Below are 17,639 nucleotides of genomic sequence, written 5' to 3' on the forward strand. Positions count from 1 at the left end.
TACAGGCTTTTGGCAGGTTTAAAGGTTTGCCAATAAAGGATGACCCCTCAGCCTTGAAGCTTGTAATTCATTGGAGAGTACCTTTGATGCGCGAACTTATTCACCCAGATATTAAGATTGGAGAACGTAGTCTAGATTTGATATAGATCTACTGGCATATTAGCTTTTATGACTGTAAAGTTGCACCGATTATTTTTATAAAAATTTTTTGAATATGATTCAAGATATGTGCTCATATAAAATACTTCCGGCCAAATTTTCTAACTGTTAATGATCAAATAATAAGCTTATATCAAAATTAATTTGAAAATTGCATTGCTTGAGAGATTACACAGAAAACTTATAAAAAACCAATAAAACGGAGTTTATGGAGTTCAAAAGCAGTTTCCTAATTATCGATTCAAAAATTGATCCATTATCGAAGGAAGAATTCATTGATCAATGGTTAAGGTTTAGAATTTCAGGTTTATGAGCGTATTTAAGGAATCGAAGCACTAGCATGAAAGACAAACACTGCCTGGGATAAAAGATGAAAAGTAAAACTATATCAACAACACCTATTACCGCTTTTTCTATTCTACTTCCATCTGCAGCAAAGTCTAATAAAGCACGCAGAGGATATACCCTTATAAGAGTTTTTGGAACAACTGCACTTGCGATTTTAATATTGGCTGGTGTAGCAGGTGCGGCTCCATTTGCATATGTGACAAATCTGGGGAATTATTCTAACGATACGAACTATAATGGTACTGTCGCACCTGTCGTGCCTACTCCTACTGTCGCTGTAATTGACACAGCAACTAACAATCTTAAAGCCATTGTGCCTGTAGAAGGCTGGCCCAGAGATATTGTAATCAACCTTGCAGGAACAAAGGTATATGTGGCAACCCCAGGGATCTCCACTGCCACTGTCTCTGTAATTGATACAGCGACAAACATGGTTAATGCCACAGTGGATGTAGGAGGTTATCCTATGCAAGTTGCAGTCAACCCTGCAGGAACAAAAGTTTATGTGACGGACCGTGATGGCACCAATATCTCTGTAATTGACACAGCTACAAATACTTTAATGTCACAGATTAATGTGGGGATGATTACTCGTAATGTTGTCATTAGTCCTGACGAAAAAAAAATCTATGCTACGAACACTTTCAACAATACTACTTCTGTAATTGACGCGATTACAAACAAAGTTATAACCACTATATCTGTAGAAGGTAGTCCTTATGAAGTTGCAGTTGCTCCTGATGGAAATAAGGTGTACGTGACTAATTCAGGCAGCAACACAGTTTCTGTAATCGACACAGCTACAGACAATGTTACAGCCACCGTGCCCGTAGGAGATAACCCCAGTGATATTGCAGTCAGTCCTGATGGAAAAAAGGCATATGTGACAAACTCCGGTAACTACAATGATCCCGGTAACAATGTTTCTGTAATTGACACAGTAAATAACACTGTTACAGCCACAGTTCCTGTAGGAATTGCTCCTTTAGGAGTTGCAGTCACACCGGACGGAAAAAAGATATATGTGACAAATGCCGAAAGCGACAATGTCTCCGTAATTAATACAGCTACAAACAAAGTTACAGCGACTGTGAATTCGGGAAAATATACTATAAGCCATCCTACTGGAGTTGCCATTGGGCCTTTTATAGATTCTAATATGACTAATCAAAGCATAGGGGTAACCTCCAATGCAACTGAAGACATAGGGATTGAAGAAACTAATTTATCATCTGAAGAACAATACGCTGTTGAGCTCAATAAGTCAAAAAATGATAATTCTGAACCTGATAATGATAGTAGCTCAAGTGGAAATGAATCGAGCAAAAATAACTCTATTCCAGGTTTTGGATTATTAGGGAGCTTGACCTGCCTTTATGTGGGATGGAAACTCCGGAAAAAGTAATGCGAGACTTGGAGAACCTGAAATACTGGTATTAATGATCTATTGCCTCTCAAGTCTGATGTACAAACTTAAGAAACCTGACATATCGAAACACTGCACATCATGAGGGATTGAAATTCTTCAATTTTTATGTGCTGACATGAACAAAATCCATGAGGAAATCGCTGATGTTGTTGCTTTTTAATGAGTCCATAAGTTGGGGTTTAAAATGGAAGAAACAACATATGATAAAACATATCGAGAGCATACTCTCATAAGAGTTTTGGGAATAACTTCACTTACGATTTTAATATTGGCTGGTGTAGCAGGTGCAGCTCCATTTGCATATGTGACAAATCTAGGGGATTATAATCTGAGAGGTTATTATTACGATACGAATTATAATGGTGCTATCCCGACTCCTAGTGTCGCTGTAATTGACACAGCAACTAACAATATTACAGCCAAAGTGCCTCTCGGCGATGGGTGGCCTATAGGAGTTGCAGTCAACCCTGCAGGAACAAAGGTATATGTAGCGTCCGCAACTATAGACGACGTCTGCATTGTTTATGTAATTGACACAGCCGCAAACACAGTCAATACCAAAGTGAATATCAGAAGTAGTTATCCTTCGGGAATTACATTTAACCCTGCAGGAACAAGAGTTTATGTGACGAAGCAGCGAGACAACACCGATATCTCTGTAATCAACCCAGCGACAAATACCTTAATGGCACCGATTATTGTGGGGCCGAGTACTTATGATATTGCATTTACACCGAATGGAAAAAAAATCTATGCTGCAAACAGTCGAAACAACACTATTTACGTAATTGATGCGGCTACAAACAAAGTTACAGCTAACGTACCTGTAGGAGACAGTCCTTATGAAGTTGTAGTCACACCGGACGGAAAAAAGGTATACGTACCTAACTATAACAGCAGCACTGTGTCTGTAATTGACACAGCCACTGATAATGTTACAGCGACCGTGCCTGTAGGAGACTCGCCTCATCGTGTTGCAGTTACTTCTGATGGAAATAAAATATATGTAGCTAACAACAACACTGTCTCTGTAATTGATACAGCCACAGATAGTGTAATAGCCACCGTGCCTGTAGGAACTTTTTCTCGTGAAATTGTAGTCAGTCCAGATGGAAGTAAGGTATATTTAGGAAACTTATACAATAATAGTGTCACTGTAATTAATACAAAAACAAATACCGTCACAGCCAGAGTGCCTGTAGGAGAATGGCCCATGGGAATTGCATTTACACCTGACGGAAAAAAGGTATATGTGGCAAACGCTGACAGCGACAATGTCTCAGTGATTGACACAGCCACAAATACTGTTACGGCTACGGTGAATGCAGGAATCTATCCTACTGGAGTTGTAATTGTGCCTTTTACAGATTCTAATATGGCTGATCAAAGCACGGGGGCAATCTCCAATACAACTGAAGATATAGAAGTTGAAGGAATTAATTTATCATCTGAAGAAAATGCTGTCGAACTCAATAATTCAAACAATAATAGTTACAATAATACTAACAATTCCGAATCTAATAATAGTAGTAGCTCAAATGAAAATAAACCGAGCAAAAATAACTCCACTCCAGGATTCGGATTATTGGGGAGCTTGATCTGTCTTTATGGAGGATGGAACCTTAGGAAGGAGTAATATAGGGTTTGGATAACCAGATTGCTGGCAATTAATGATGCATTACATGTAGGTCTCTGTCACATGAAGTAAAAATCTTGCTGTATCGAAACTCAATATATTTATCAATAATAGGTTGATATCTCTCCAGAAATTTCACAAACTTGGGCTCTGCATATTATCGTTTTTCACTTTGTGTACACTATAATTTTCTGTTTATGCGTAAGTTTCCTGCTCATGCTTAAGTTTAGAGAATTGATGCAGAGTTAGCCCAAGGTACTCTAAGATGAAATATCAACCAGTTAAAAGTGTACGACCTGTAATTGTTTAATCAGAGAAATTAATTTAACCTTGTACCACATTCTCCGCAGAACCTGGTACCAATGGATACTTTGTTACCACAACTCGGACATTTTGTGAGAGCAAGGGATGCTCCGCAGTTATTGCAGAATTTTCCTTCACCTGAGGGTTTGCCGCATTCCGGACATAAAGTCTGCCTTCTCTCTATATTGCCTTTGAATACACTTGTATTCTCAGCTTTATCCCTCATTTCATCTACCATGCGTTCTGCTCTTATTGCAGTCAGCTCAACATTTTCCCTTGGCGCACATTCTACACAGAGATTATCCTGCTCATTCCAATCGGCTTCACAGACATAGTGTTTGCATCTTGGACATCTGCAGAAGTGTTCTTTTGCCTCGTTCTGGGCTGTTTCAAAGGCATTTTCCCACTCCTTGCGCCATTCAGGAGACATTCCCTGCTTTCGGTCATTGAGTATATCCACACCTCTTTCCAGTGCACTTCCAACACCGTACTGGCCTACAAGGTCAGAGCCTGTAGAGAGGGCTCTTCCAACCATGCCAAAGAGACCTGTCTTCCTGTATATCCTGGATTCGATGAATCTTGTTTTGTAGCCGTCCTGACAGATGTCACAGTAAAAAGTAAACTGGAAACCTGATTCTGAACTGTTGTCTTCATAGTTCCTTGTAAAAGGCTGAAGTTGTGACGCCTTGAATCCCATATTATTACCTCAACGGTTTACCGCATTTGATACAATTCTTGCTTGCAGGGGACTGCATGGTCCGACATTTCGGATTAGGGCAGACAATTACAATCGGAGCACTGCAATTGCTGCACTTATCCCCGAGGAATGTTTCTTTTTCGCAACTATTACATGTGATCCACAGCAAAATACCGCAGTGCCCGCATACTTTTGCCCCGTCCTCAAGAGGGTATCTACATACAGGGCATCTCATAGGCCCAAGAGGGTTCTCCTGTGTACAGAACGGACAGAAATTAGAATCGCGCGCTATCAGTTTACCGCAGTATTTACACGGATGTTTATAACTAGCCATCTTTTTTCCCTTCTAAACTTTTGATTTGCCTTTAAGATGCCCAAAAAATATACTATCAATAATTATTGTATTTTAGTTTTTGAAATTTTCGAAATTGATCTATGAAATCCATAATGTCAAAAATAATGATTAGTATACCTTTGAGGAAGGAATTCTAAATTTTTATAGTAAAATCAAGTATTCAGTTGAATATATCGGCTTATTTTCGCTCTGCTTTGAACTTTGATATCTCCAGGAACCAGTAGCCTCCCCTCAAGACTATTTTACTCTCCATGACTTTTATTTTGTTTTTGAACAGCGGGCAGTCGGTAACAAATGTATGGAACTCCCCGTTTTCACCGCAGGGGTCTATTGAGGGATTGTGCTTTGTCAGGTCGCGTATGAAATTTTCATCGATCTTTCGACCCAGCCACTCTTTCCCTAACAAATCGGCTTTAACGCTGAGCAGGATTACTTCTAACCCCAAATCTATGAGGCCATTTAGAATCTGCTCGGAATTCCTCTGCCAGAGCGGCATTATTAGCTCGAGGCCCAGGTCTTCGCATATCCTATCTACAAGGTTCTTGTGAGTCTTGATATGCCCGAAAACCGCTCCGTCTATTTTTCCCCCGTTATTCCTTAAATCACGGACAACTTTTTTGAATTCCTGTTCATATGAAGTAAAGTCCTTCTGGATAAGGGGAATTCCAAGAGCTTCAGCCTGTGCATAAAGCAGGTCAGGATTAATATCATGGGAGCAGTGCCTCTGGATTTCGCTGAAGTTCAGGAGGTGAGAAACCTCAAAACCTTCAGAGATTGCCCCGTAACATGCAAGGCAACTGTCTTTTCCCCCAGTCCATGAAACAACCACTTTGCCTTTATCGTTCTTAGCTGGAATGGAATTGGTGCTCATCTCCTAAACACATGCACAATTTGAAAAAAAAGCTTTTGTTTTTCACCGGCTCTCTGCCCGAATATTCTTTAAAATCTCCCTGAGAACGGGTCTCTTCCCATATAGATCCTTAAAAACTAAAAATCGAATCTGGAAACAAAAAATGATTCCAAAGAACTTCAGAAATAGAGGAAATAATAACTGATCATATGAAGTTTGAAGGAATTATCTAATCTTCAGGGACCTGTTTAACAACTTGAGGACATGACCTATAATTCTATATATGGGAAAAAAATTATTGTATACTTATGGCAGACTTTCTTGGGAATTTCCTATCCGGTATCAAACAAAATGTTCCATATTTAAAAGACCACGATATAAGTTCTGAAGTAATGCTTGGAGTAATGATGCATTTATTCCTTATTATTTGTTTTATCGCTTTATTTTATATGTTAGTTAGAAAATTCATGTAATTTCAAGTAAAAAACTTTTAAACTGAAGTTTATTTAGAAATCGTTAAAAATAAAAATATATTTAAAAATGAGTAAACAAAAATTATCAGCCATTAGGCTCAATTAATATATTTTTTGTTTATTTTTTTGTTTATTTATTTATTTATTTATTTATTTATTTATTTATTTATTTATAATATCTGCCTGCATTCAGCCTCTTGTAGCTTGTTTAAAGAAGAGTTCTACAAACCATAATTACTCATTTTCCAGCTCATCAAGATATGGAGTAAGTGAGGATAGAGCCTCAGCCTTTTGGAATTCGGATTTAATCCCGGATGCCATATTAAGGGCTTTTTTAAGAATATCTTCTTTTCTAGATTCTTCCAGGTGAGGAAGAACATACGAAAGAGCTTCGGGCCTCATGTCCTTATCTTTAAGGCCGAAAGCCAATTGAAGAGCTTGTTCAAGAATTTCTTCTTTTCTTTGCTCATTTAAATATGGGATAAGAAATGAGAGAGCCTGTACCTTTTGATAGTCAGAGAAAATCACCTCTATCAGTTCAAGGGCTCTTTCAATAATGGCTTCGTTTTTTAACCCGTAAAGATGCGGAACAAGCGAGGAAAGGATTTGGAATTTTACGTCTCCATATTTAAGATGATGTGAAGCGCAAAAGATGTTTTCAATAAGCTCTTCTTTACCTGATCCCCTCAGATGAGGAAGAAGTGAGGAAATAACAAGGGCTCTTTCATTTTCCTCCTGAATATGGGAGGTAGCTTCAAGGGCTTTCTCTATAGATTCGGCTTTTTTTGGCTCTTCCAGGTACAGAACAGCCAGGGAAAGGGCCTGCGACCTTAAATCGCCATATTGAATCCGGGAAGCAAAATCAAGGGCTTCTTCTATAATCTCTTTTTTTTCCGGCTTCTCAAGACGAGAAATCAGCAATAAAAGTGACTGGGTTTTTTGAGTTTCATTTTGGAGTTCAATATCGGTTTTGGGAAAGTTAATGTTTATAATATTCTTTTTTGCAGCTTCAGCTCTTGCAAAATCAGTCTTTGCTATTTGTTTAATTTCTGCAATTTGCTTAATTCGTAAGGCACTTGCACTGTTTTCGCCTGAAATTCCCAGACCTTGAACAGGTTTTTCGATATCCGGCATTTTGAATTGATCCAAAGCTTTAGAAATACCCTTTCTTGCTACGAAGGCTTCAAGCAGACTGTTCAATTCTTCAAATACTCTGACTTTATCATTCAAAGTTTGTTTTGAGCCTTGTTCTAAGTCCTGTTTTATAATTCTGGCCGAACTGTCCTCGGTCATTAGCTTCTGTACTTCTTTATGTTCCATAAAAGATGAAATTTCTTTAGCCAAATCAGGGTTCCTTTCAAGCAATTCTAAAATCTCCTGAATCAAAACTTGCCTTACATCCATATCATAGGGCGCAATAATAAGATCTCCTGCGGCTTCTTTTAATTTGACACACTCTGTCGAACATAGTTTTCTCCATAGTCTCCTTTTAATCTCCCAGATCTCAGACCCCACTTGTTTGCAGGCTTCTTCAGCCGCTCTTTTAGACCCGATGGCCAGATAGGGGATAACAGGTTCGAGAAAATCTGTTATTTTTTGTGCCAACTGTTTATTTATTACGTCCTGTTGCCGCATTATTTCAGCCTTCTCTTTAACACAACATTCTATTTTTATTTTCTTTTCCAGTCTCTTTTCTATTTCAGTCGCCAATAAGCTGACAAAGGCAGGCTTAAGATCCTCATCGGACTATATAATCTATTACATAAGTCCTATAATTCAATAATTATAAGCCTACACTCTAACAATTTCAGACCGACATTATTAATCCATAATAGCAAAAGTAAACAATAATATAATGCAATAAATACATATAATGCAATAAATACAATGCGATAGACCTTCAATTGTGGACTTTTCTGAAACCCTATAAGTATGTATCCCAATATCCGCAAAAAAGTTATATTCTCACAGTTTGCCTTATACAACCCTTTTCCAGAGGCTGGTTTTTCTGGCTTTTCAATTAGTATTAGCTAATAACGCTGCAATTTATTCTCTGAAAGCCTGTATTTAATTCTCAGTCTTATGTTTGATTTTTTTCACTGCCTCTAAAATCCAGAATCAATACTTATATGAGGAAACCTGCCAGATTGGGATATTGTAAATAGGATGGCATTAGAGCAAAGTTGGTGGGAACTCTTGAGTGAGCAGCCAGAGATACACAATAAGACTTTCAGTCAGAACTCGGATGAGAGAATAAGGGCTGCAAAGCAGCTTGGAACTTTTTTTGAGGCTCTTCCAGATAGGAGACAGGCTTTTGAAGATCTTTTAAGGCTTTGCTCTGATGAAGATGATGCAGTCAGGGAAGAAGCTATCAATTCCGTTGCAACGGTTTTTCCTAATGTGCCGGATAGGGAGCTAGTATGGGATAAGTTTGTTAATCTGACAGCTTATCCGGTAGAATCAGTAATGATAGCTGCAGCAAATGCTCTGATCAGCGTTTTTTCCCTCATGCCGGACAAAAATAAAGCATGGAAAGACCTTGCCGGGCTAATAAATTCCAGATCAAGCATGGAAGATGTGAACAGGGAAATTGTCAGCTCGCTTTATTATCTAATAAAGGAAGTCCCTGACAAGACACAGATATGGAAAGATTTACTTGAGATGGGAGCTTCGGAATTTTCTTATGTGCGAGAAAAGTCGGCTTTGCTTTTAAGCCTGATTTTTCCGGAACTGCCGGATGAGAAAAAAGAAGAAGCCTGGAACGAAGTACTGAGACTGGCTAGCGAATCTACGGATGAAAAGGTTAGAGAGCAGGCTACACGGACACTTGGAATTATTTATACACAGATGCCAGACGAAATGAAAGATGAAACTCTTGAGACTCTGCTGGAACTTGCAGTATCAGGAAACCCTGAGGTTCAGAAGGAAACTCTTCTGGCTCTGCCTCCGGTTTTTTCTCATATCCCGGATAAAAAAAAGGCCTGGGATGACATATTCAGGCTTACAGAAGACGAGAATGAGTATATTAGAAAGCAAGCTATTGATGCCCTGGTTTTTATCTTTCCTGAGATGCTGGATAAGAAAAAGGTCTGGGCTGATTTCCTGAGCCTAACAAGAGCCAGAGATGACTATGTAAGGGATGCGGCCTCTAATGCACTTGTATCCTTATTTCCAGGCCTAGATAACAAAACTGCACTCTGGAATGAACTCACCGAACTTTCAGGGGATGAGGACGAAGGTGTGCAGAGCACAGCAGTTAACATTCTTACGAAGATTTTTCCATACATTTTCTACAAGAGAGAAGCATATTCAGAGCTTCTACACCTGGCCGAAACGAAGAATAGTCCTGCGCTCCGAAAGGTTGTGGATACGCTTGCTTCTGCTTATCCCGAATTAACTAATAAACCTGTGGTAAGTGAAAGTGAATGGGAAAAGATGGGAAAATCTAACTCCAGAGAGCAAGATGAATTGTGGGAAAAATGCGGATCTGGAATAGATGACATATCTAAAGAAAGTTGTAACTTAGGAGAAAAAAAAATTGGTAATCTCCAGGTTAAAGAAAAAGATTATAAAAAGCCTGCTTCGGACCTCTTTAAAAAGTCTGCATCTGATTATTCAGGGCATGAAGTAGAGAGCAGGACATACATACGAAAAAAAGATATGGTAGACTTGTTTCCCAGGTCAGGCTCTGGTCTTTCTGACAAAGAAGAGGTTGTAAATAAGCTTATTAGCTTGATTTCGGATCCTGACCCCCAGAGGAGAAAAGGGGCAATAGAAGCCCTACTTGCTGCCTATTCCCGATATACTGGCAAAACACATGATATATGGAACGAACTCCTTAACCTGAGTGGGGATGAGGACACAGGCACCAGAAGGGATGCTGCAGACCTGCTTTCTGAGGTTTTTCCAGTGGTTGAGGAAAAATCTGAAGTTTTTTTCGACCTTGTTAGGCTTACTGAAAGCCAGGATGCCCAACTCCGGAAGAGAGCCGCAGAACTTCTTGCTGCTGCTTTTGCCTATTGTGAAGATAAGCAGGAAGCCTGGAACGAGCTCTTAAGGCTCGCATCAGTAGAAGACCGGGAAGTTCGGAAAGGAGCGGTTCTTGCCCTATCTTCAGGCTATAAAGAGATTCCAGATAAAGAAAAAGCCTGGAAAGATCTTTTAAGGCTTTCAGATCATAGCGACAGTTTTGTACAAAGGGCGGCAACGAGGGCTCTTGGATCTGCTTTTTTCCATGTGCCGGATAAAACCCAGGCCTGGAGAGATCTTCAGGCACTTACTGATAATCCTTACGTTTATGTCAGAAGATATGCTTTCCGCTCGCTTGGAAGAGCTTCTCTCTGGAGGGCGTTAAGGGCAGAAAACGAAGCTACTTATATTTTTGGGCTAAAAGAAGCTGTCAATTACTTTAAAGAAGCATCCGAAGCCTCTGTTGGCTTTCATATTCCAGAATTCTATTATCCTTTTTATCAGGCCCTGTTATTCATTCTTTTCAGCGACAGACCAGGCATAGCGAAACTTGAAAGTGAACGATACCTCTCAAAAATGGCTGATGAAGTCAGGGAGCAGGCTGAAAACCAGAGGTTTCTCGAAATCTTTGAACAGTTTGCAGAGCTTCTCACACGCGCAGGAAAGCTTTCCCCCGGAAACCTGTCCGAACAAAAAAAGCTGCTAGAGGCATCTGTTCTTGCTTTTGATCAGTTTTCAAGCCTTTTTGAGAACAAAGAAGAAGAATCAATATTTACCCAAAAAACCGCAAAAAAAGAAAAGGCTGTGAAAAAAGACTATTCAAACCTTGGAAAAGCACTTCTTGAACGGGTAGAGAAAAAGAAGGAATCTTTAAAAAAAGACCGTAAAAATCTCTGACCTGAAATGATAAGTTGAGAATTGTGCAAAAAGGGTGGTTGGAGTCCCATGAGGAAAGGTATAGTCTTACTACGCTCCCATTTGATTCCAAAGTCAGGATACAGCGGAAAACTCAGGCGAAGGCCCACGCATCCAGATCTCGAGTTAGTACTCGATTTTATTGTACGCGAGAGAATACGCAGGCTTAGGTAGAAGAGACATGTGCTTTTTCGATTTTTGATTTAAGAATTACCCGATTCTAAGGTTCAGTTAGTTAACTCTAAGATTATAAGGAATAATACCCGAAAAAAACAGGAAAATCCAGTAAATAAACTTGAAAAAAGAAGAGATAGTTATGCCTGAAGCAGAGGCAAATACCGGATTGTTTTTTTCCTTCTGTTCAGGTTATTTATAGTTTTATTCCAATATAAACATTAAAAAAATTATCTTTATCGTTACTGGAGGGGTATTAAATGCTACATCTATGGGAGTACGATTCTCGTAAGCTTGACGGTTTAAATTTGGCGCAGATGATGGTTGAACTTGAAAGAGTAGGAAATGAGGGATGGGAACTGGTTCTAATAAGGAACGATATTGATGAAGAAGGCAGAGTAACTGCTATTTTCAAGCGGAAAATAGAGAACGAGACTATCGCATTATGAATCTATTTTTCATTTTTACTATCTTTTTACTTAACTACTGATAGTTTTAATTTAATTCTTTAGAAAAAGATGCGTTCCCACCTTAGGAATTCTGGAAGTTCCGAACGGCACTTATTAGGTCTTGTTCAGGAAGAGGTTGGTACTGGACTCACGGGTTGCGAGCTTCTTATCTCTTCACATTTAGAGTAGATTTTTCGGAGTAGGCGTTGAAGTATTTCTTGTGGAATAGGTCTTGCTATGTGGTCTTTAGATGAGAACGCAAGTTATACTATGCTCCCACTCTATATAATATTTTTAACATATAATATTATTTAAACTCTATTTTGTTACTACAAAGATCTAATTTTTCTTTATTGGTTTAACCTTATAGCATTAAGATACAGTACCAGCTGCAACCGGAAATAAATATTACATCTGGAAGTAAATATTACATCTAATTCCGCGGTGCAGTAACAAAGAAAAAGTCAACTCATTCAAAAAAACTGAATTATTCGAGTATCCGTAATAGATAGTCTAATTTTAAAGCGCAACCGTTGAGCCACAACCGTTGAGCCACAACCGTTGAGCCGGTTGATCATGCCGTTGTTCGAGGTTTTCAATTTAGCAAGGTTTTTCGCTCAAGCCTTTTTTGAAAAGGCTTGTGATCACGCCGATAGGGTTTGAGGATAAGGTTCTTATTAAACCCTAACGTTGCCAGGGGTTTTCGCTCAAGCCTTTTTTGAAAAGGCTTGTGATCAAACTTTTTTAATCAGCCGTCTTGAATGATTTGAAAAATATAGTTTTTCTTGCCCATAATTCAGCCCTCTCGAGCGAAAGACGTGAGCGAAAAAGGCACCGTCCTTCCGAGACGGGACTCGGGTTCTGAAAACTTTTTTAAAATAAGGTAACGTTCTCATCCGAAAAAACCTGGGAGTTCCGAACGGTATTCAAGAGACTCACTTTGTTGTAGTTGGGGAAGAGGTATTGAGGTACTTGACTCATACTTTGCGAGTTTCTCTTTTTACCCCTTTACTGTGGAGTAATTTTCTGGAGTAGGTGCTCTTTGCTAGTGGGGTGTTAAAAGGATGAGAACGCAGTTTATAATATGCAGTTATAGTATATAATATTTTTAACAGTTAATCTTATTTTATGCCTCTTTTTTTGTGTACCTTTCTAACCTTAGTTCATTGAACGAATGCTTATTTTATTAAATACAATGATTGTAATATTACACAAATTGAGCTTAAAACTGTATTAAAAAATTGATTTATTATTGAAGAGAATCATGTTCCAGAACGGAAGAATTTCAGAATAAGATAATTCAGAAAAAGTAATTGCAGATGGAATCAAGCTGAAGTTATAGATGAAATCAAGCTGAAGTTGTAGATAAAATCAAGCTGAAATCTAGCTTACTTCATACGGGTGTTATAGGTATGATATATGGTATATATCAAGTATATGAGGAAAGCTAGAATAAGGATATATTTTGTATACACTATTTTTGTCATGGTTTTTTTTTCAGTACAAGTTAAGGAATCGGTTGTTATTCGGGAATAAATATCGGCTGTTGTATAAATTGTTCCTCCGTTTTCGAGAAGACCTGTTCGAAATAACGGATTTTCGCCGATATACATATACTCATCAGGGTAGTTCGCAGAGGCAGGTCTCCAGGAGACGTTTTCGACGCCAAAAATTTCAGGAACAAATTCTTCAGTCTGATTTACGCCAGCAGGTTTTTCGGAGATTTTATGGAGCCCGAAAGTTGTTGGGGTGACATATGATTCGTACATGTTGTTCCCTATCGGTGTTATTTCCATAGGCTTTTTGTCAAAATAAAGTTCAGGAACTCCTTCTTCTCTAGTTGTAATAAGAATCCTTCCTGGCTGGTTTATTTTAAGGTCAGGAACTTTTAACTGGAGACTCTCGTACATATCGATATCTGCAACTGCCCAATTCAGGGTTCTTGTAATCACCAGGCTGTCGTTTCCTGAATATAGAGAAGAAGCCCAGGGAATCCCGTGACCGTATCCATTGTCAGTTGTAATAGCTGCAACCCTGCCAAGGCCAAGCCTCCAAACAGTGATTACGGGTTTGCCTAGCCTGGTTGTTACAAGACGGTTTGCTTCCAGCTTTGGGCTTACTTCATTATAGCCCAGAAGATCATGGGGTATTTCGGAGATCTCCCTTGTAATGAAATGCCTTGGGTCATAGACTATCAGTGCGCCGCTGGAATAATCATCTTCTATCTCTTCAGACTCATCCGGTTTCTCAGAAAAACTGACATTCACCCGTTGTCCCGGTTCAATCTTGTTATAATTTTTTGATAAACTGATTTTGTTCATCAGGAGGTAAGCATAATAATTGCCATTGGGATTGACCTGGCGCTCGGTGCTTGGGGAATGGATATGGACAAAATGGATGCCTATTCCCTCTTCTCGAAGCGAATCTGCACAACTTACCGCCTTTTCAAACGTTTTATCCCCTTCATTTTTATTGCCTATCCCACCATCAGAAACGATTATGATTTCAGCATCTGCACTGCTGTTCTGCCCTCTAAGCAGACTGCGTGCAGTTAACATTCCTCGTTCAAGTGATGTTGAGTCTCCTGAAGGGGTAATTTTTCGAATCTCGCCTTCAATCCATACCCGATTTGATTCTTTGGACATATCCACAAACCCATTTGTGATATCCTTTCCTTTGCTCCCGAATGTGATAACATCCACTCTCGCATCTTTCAGGTGCTCGCTTTCAAGAAGCACAATAGCGTTAGAGAGTATGTCATCTAAAACACGTCCTCCAATCTTGTTACTTTGCAGGGTGCTCGGTGAAACATCAAGCATCAGGACAATATTCCTGCCGCCTCTCCAGTTTGAAGGGCTGGATGTAACAGGCAGAAGTGCCTCAAATTGCTTATTTTGATATGTACTTTCAGCAGGATAGTCAAAAGAAGAATCTCCTCCGACCACTACCATGCCGCCGCCATTAATAATATACTTCCTGAGGGCTTCGACTTCCGAATTTGAAATTGTCGATGCTGCCTGATTGTCGATTATAACTGCATCCATGCCGTTAAGGGAACCAGATGAAAGAGAAACGGATGACCTTGCAGGATGTACTTCATAAACCTCATTAAGTATGGCTGCCAGAGGCGAATCAGGTTCATCGGTTACAAAAAGTACTTTCGGTTTTGGCGTTACGTATACGCTTTTCATGTACTGGTTATTATTCTCGAAATAATCCAGGCCTTTAACGTTTATGCTTGCGGGATGAAGGGTTGCTTTTACAGTATGCGGCCCCAGTGCATCAAATGTATGATTGAAATCAAAACTTTCTACCCTCCCTGTCTGGGTAACCTCCTTTTCCATCACCTGTTTGTGGTCAACAGTAACTCTCAGCTCATACTTCATTTCATTTTCAGTTGACTTCCGGACATGAACCTTGAAAGGAGCCTCATTCCCGATTACAAGCTCATTTTCTCCTTCAATCTCTACGCTGAGGTCTTCTCTAACCGCATTAGGGATAAGTGCAGCTACAGGGAAACCATTTTTGTAACAATAGGAAAGCGCGTCTTCAATTGGAGTACCTGAATTGCTCTGTCCGTCCGAAACTATAAGAACATAATTTTCAGGAGATGCCTGCTGCAGAATAGCATCCCCAAGAGAAGTCTGCGAGCCTGAAATGCTTGTAATTGTAACAGGAACCTTGCTGCTAAGTTTCTCGGATATATTTTGCGCACTCCCTTTCTGAAGCAGTTCCATACTTGTGGTTTCGTCCGAAATTATGGTTATCTTGGATTGATTGGTCTTTGGGGAAGTTATCTCTGCGGAATATGGAGCTGCTAGTGCCAGAATCAGAAGGAATGCAACAAGTACATGGAAAAAAAGATGTTTTTTACTGGCTCTTTTTCCCAGCCCGAAAAGCAAGAAGACCGCCAGAGGCAGCAGGAGAAGCAGCTCAGATTTATATAGAAAACCAAAACCCATACTAAAATCAAAGCTCATATTATTCGCCTCCTGAACATGACCACGTTCTCAAGAATAAGAAGGAGCAGTACGGTGTAAATCAGGTATTTCCGGAATTTGTCAGGCGATTTCGTATACAGGTCTTCTTTCAGGATACCTTTGCTCTCGCCTGTCAGATTTAATCGATTCTCAGTAAAGGTATTTGACTCCGTGGAATCATAGAGGTTAGCTGCAACGGTTTTCTGGTTCAGCTCATAAAGCCCGCATTTATCATAGTAAACAAACTTACTGCTGATCGTTTCCCCAGGGGTTTTGACTCTTACATTCTGGTCAAATGCCTGGTATCTGCCCGTGTTTACATTGGTTTCACTGATGTCCCCGATTCCCCATAAGTATTTGAGAAGCTTTGCCCAGAATACCGGATACGTGGGAACCGTAGGGAAATTGTCCCACGCATCATTTCCAGCAGTATCGCTAATTCCCACATAGGTAGCTGTCCCGTTGCTAATCTTCCAGGTACAGACTACAGGCCCGGCTCCTTCGAGCTCGGCAAGCACTAAGGCATTTTCACGCGGAACCGCAGCCAGGTACTTTCGAGTGTAAACGTCGTTAAACGAAATTCCCTCAAAAATCTGTGTTCCGCTCCCTGTAGTCTCAATCGTATGGCTGGAGTCTTCTTCAATTGAGCTTATCTCTACAGGAAGAACAGGATATAACTCATGCATTTCCGAAGAGTTATACAGGCACCCGTTTCCTATAACTATCAGGTCTTTCCCGCTTTGCGCATAAGAGACGACTTTCTTTATGGTGGATGCTGGAAGGGGTTCATGCTCACAATCTATGACAATAGTATCATATTTTTCAATAGTATCATATTTTGCATCACCGGCCGGAAGATCGTGCTGTATATCGACCGTAAGGCCAGGCATAAGGGACAAGGCCGTAATAACAGGGGATTTGCTTATTGCCGGATCAAGGTCTGTTAATATAAGCATTTGCTTCATCTTAATTTCAGGGATAGAAATCCAGGCAGTATTATCACAGGATACTGAATCCTTATTGAGAATTTCCACAGTTGATATGCCCTGAGGAATACTGGAGAATTTTATCTGCTGAGTCCCGAATTCCCCAAGCGATATCGGCTTGCTTATTTTTTGGGTAGAAATTAGGCCTGATTTGCTTTCCAGCTGCACATCGAGCTTTACACTCTCATTATTAAAGTTTTTGACAGTGCAGGTGTACTCATAGGTTCCATCATTTTGATCTTTCAGATATCCGCCTATAATTGCATAATTGGAAGTTGCTTTGCCTACCTGTCTGAACTCAAGTTCCATATTTTTCGCCCTGGCGATTTTCATATATGTTTCAGGGGCTTTCCCTGCCCAGTTTTCAAAGTCAGATATGACTACAATTTTTGCTTTTTGATTTCCCTCGTCGTTTACAACGGTCAGAATAGCTTCAGGAATCTCACCAGAAGTATCCTTGGATTCCAGGTCGTTGATTATCTCTTCGGCACTGGCTGCATCTATTGCTTTTGCAAGCACCACAGGCATACTTTCGGCAGCAATGACAGTGTTTTCCTTGCCCAAACATTCTATTGCTATGGATTTGGCAGCCTCGATTCGGTCAGGTACGGCCATGCTGGCAGATGAGTCTATGATAACCACAACTCTTTCCGAATTCTCTGTGATATTTTCAAGTAAAGGGCCTGCAATGACAAACGCCATAAGGATCAGCGCAAGTAACTGTAAAAAGAAGAGTGGATCTGTTATTTTTTTGCTGGGCTTACGCCTGGAATCCAATGAATTCCTGCTGATGTTCCGGACAAACATCAAAGAAGGAAGAATTATCGGTTTTGGACGGGGTTTAAGTAAGTAAACTATAATCAGAGGAATTATACCTGCAAGCGCAATCAGACCCAAAGGAAATTCATAATCCATA

At 39.8% G+C, this 17,639-nt stretch carries 10 protein-coding genes; 4 read left to right on the forward strand and 6 right to left on the reverse strand.

Annotated elements, in window-relative coordinates:
* Nucleotides 1-529: 529 nt before the first annotated feature.
* Entirely contained in the window at nt 530-1,912 is a 1,383-nt protein-coding gene (locus BP861_RS12735) for a YncE family protein (RefSeq protein ID WP_292376111.1), read from the forward strand.
* Between the two features lie 208 nt (nt 1,913-2,120).
* On the forward strand, nt 2,121-3,572 hold the full coding sequence (locus BP861_RS12740) for a beta-propeller fold lactonase family protein (RefSeq protein ID WP_292376113.1): 1,452 nt from the start codon (nt 2,121-2,123) through the stop codon (nt 3,570-3,572).
* 319 nt (nt 3,573-3,891) lie between these two features.
* Here the strand turns inward: BP861_RS12740 and BP861_RS12745 are convergent, their stop codons facing one another.
* From BP861_RS12745 to BP861_RS12760, 4 genes are all read right to left on the reverse strand, one after another.
* A complete protein-coding gene (locus BP861_RS12745; protein WP_292376115.1) occupies nt 3,892-4,572 on the reverse strand; it encodes a zinc ribbon domain-containing protein in 681 nt (226 codons plus the stop codon).
* Nucleotides 4,573-4,576: 4 nt separating this feature from the next.
* Nucleotides 4,577-4,906 carry a double zinc ribbon domain-containing protein gene (locus BP861_RS12750; RefSeq protein WP_292376116.1) on the reverse strand — a complete coding sequence of 110 codons (330 nt, stop codon included), beginning with the start codon at nt 4,904-4,906 and terminating at the stop codon, nt 4,577-4,579.
* A gap of 199 nt (nt 4,907-5,105) precedes the next feature.
* Nucleotides 5,106-5,798, reverse strand: coding sequence for a diphthine--ammonia ligase (locus BP861_RS12755; RefSeq protein ID WP_292376118.1), 693 nt, complete (start codon nt 5,796-5,798; stop codon nt 5,106-5,108).
* A gap of 686 nt (nt 5,799-6,484) precedes the next feature.
* Nucleotides 6,485-7,885: a hypothetical protein gene (locus BP861_RS12760; RefSeq protein WP_292376120.1), complete on the reverse strand. Its 1,401-nt coding sequence runs from the start codon at nt 7,883-7,885 to the stop codon at nt 6,485-6,487.
* Nucleotides 7,886-8,446: 561 nt separating this feature from the next.
* Here BP861_RS12760 and BP861_RS12765 point away from each other — a divergent pair.
* Together BP861_RS12765 and BP861_RS12770 are read left to right on the forward strand one after the other, a co-directional pair.
* Nucleotides 8,447-11,116 carry a HEAT repeat domain-containing protein gene (locus tag BP861_RS12765; RefSeq protein WP_292376122.1) on the forward strand — a complete coding sequence of 890 codons (2,670 nt, stop codon included), beginning with the start codon at nt 8,447-8,449 and terminating at the stop codon, nt 11,114-11,116.
* 452 nt (nt 11,117-11,568) lie between these two features.
* A complete protein-coding gene (locus BP861_RS12770; protein ID WP_292376124.1) occupies nt 11,569-11,757 on the forward strand; it encodes a hypothetical protein in 189 nt (62 codons plus the stop codon).
* 1,388 nt (nt 11,758-13,145) lie between these two features.
* Here the strand turns inward: BP861_RS12770 and BP861_RS12775 are convergent.
* Together BP861_RS12775 and BP861_RS12780 are read right to left on the reverse strand one after the other, a co-directional pair.
* Complete coding sequence (locus BP861_RS12775; RefSeq protein ID WP_292376126.1) at nt 13,146-15,737, reverse strand: vWA domain-containing protein; 2,592 nt, start codon at nt 15,735-15,737, stop codon at nt 13,146-13,148.
* Nucleotides 15,734-17,638, reverse strand: a complete 1,905-nt coding sequence (locus BP861_RS12780; protein WP_292376127.1) for a vWA domain-containing protein — start codon at nt 17,636-17,638, stop codon at nt 15,734-15,736. The genes BP861_RS12775 and BP861_RS12780 overlap by 4 nt, the downstream gene beginning before the upstream one ends.
* Nucleotide 17,639: the final 1 nt, after the last annotated feature.

The organism is Methanosarcina sp. UBA411, from assembly GCF_002495725.1.
Taxonomy (GTDB): Archaea; Halobacteriota; Methanosarcinia; order Methanosarcinales; family Methanosarcinaceae; genus Methanosarcina.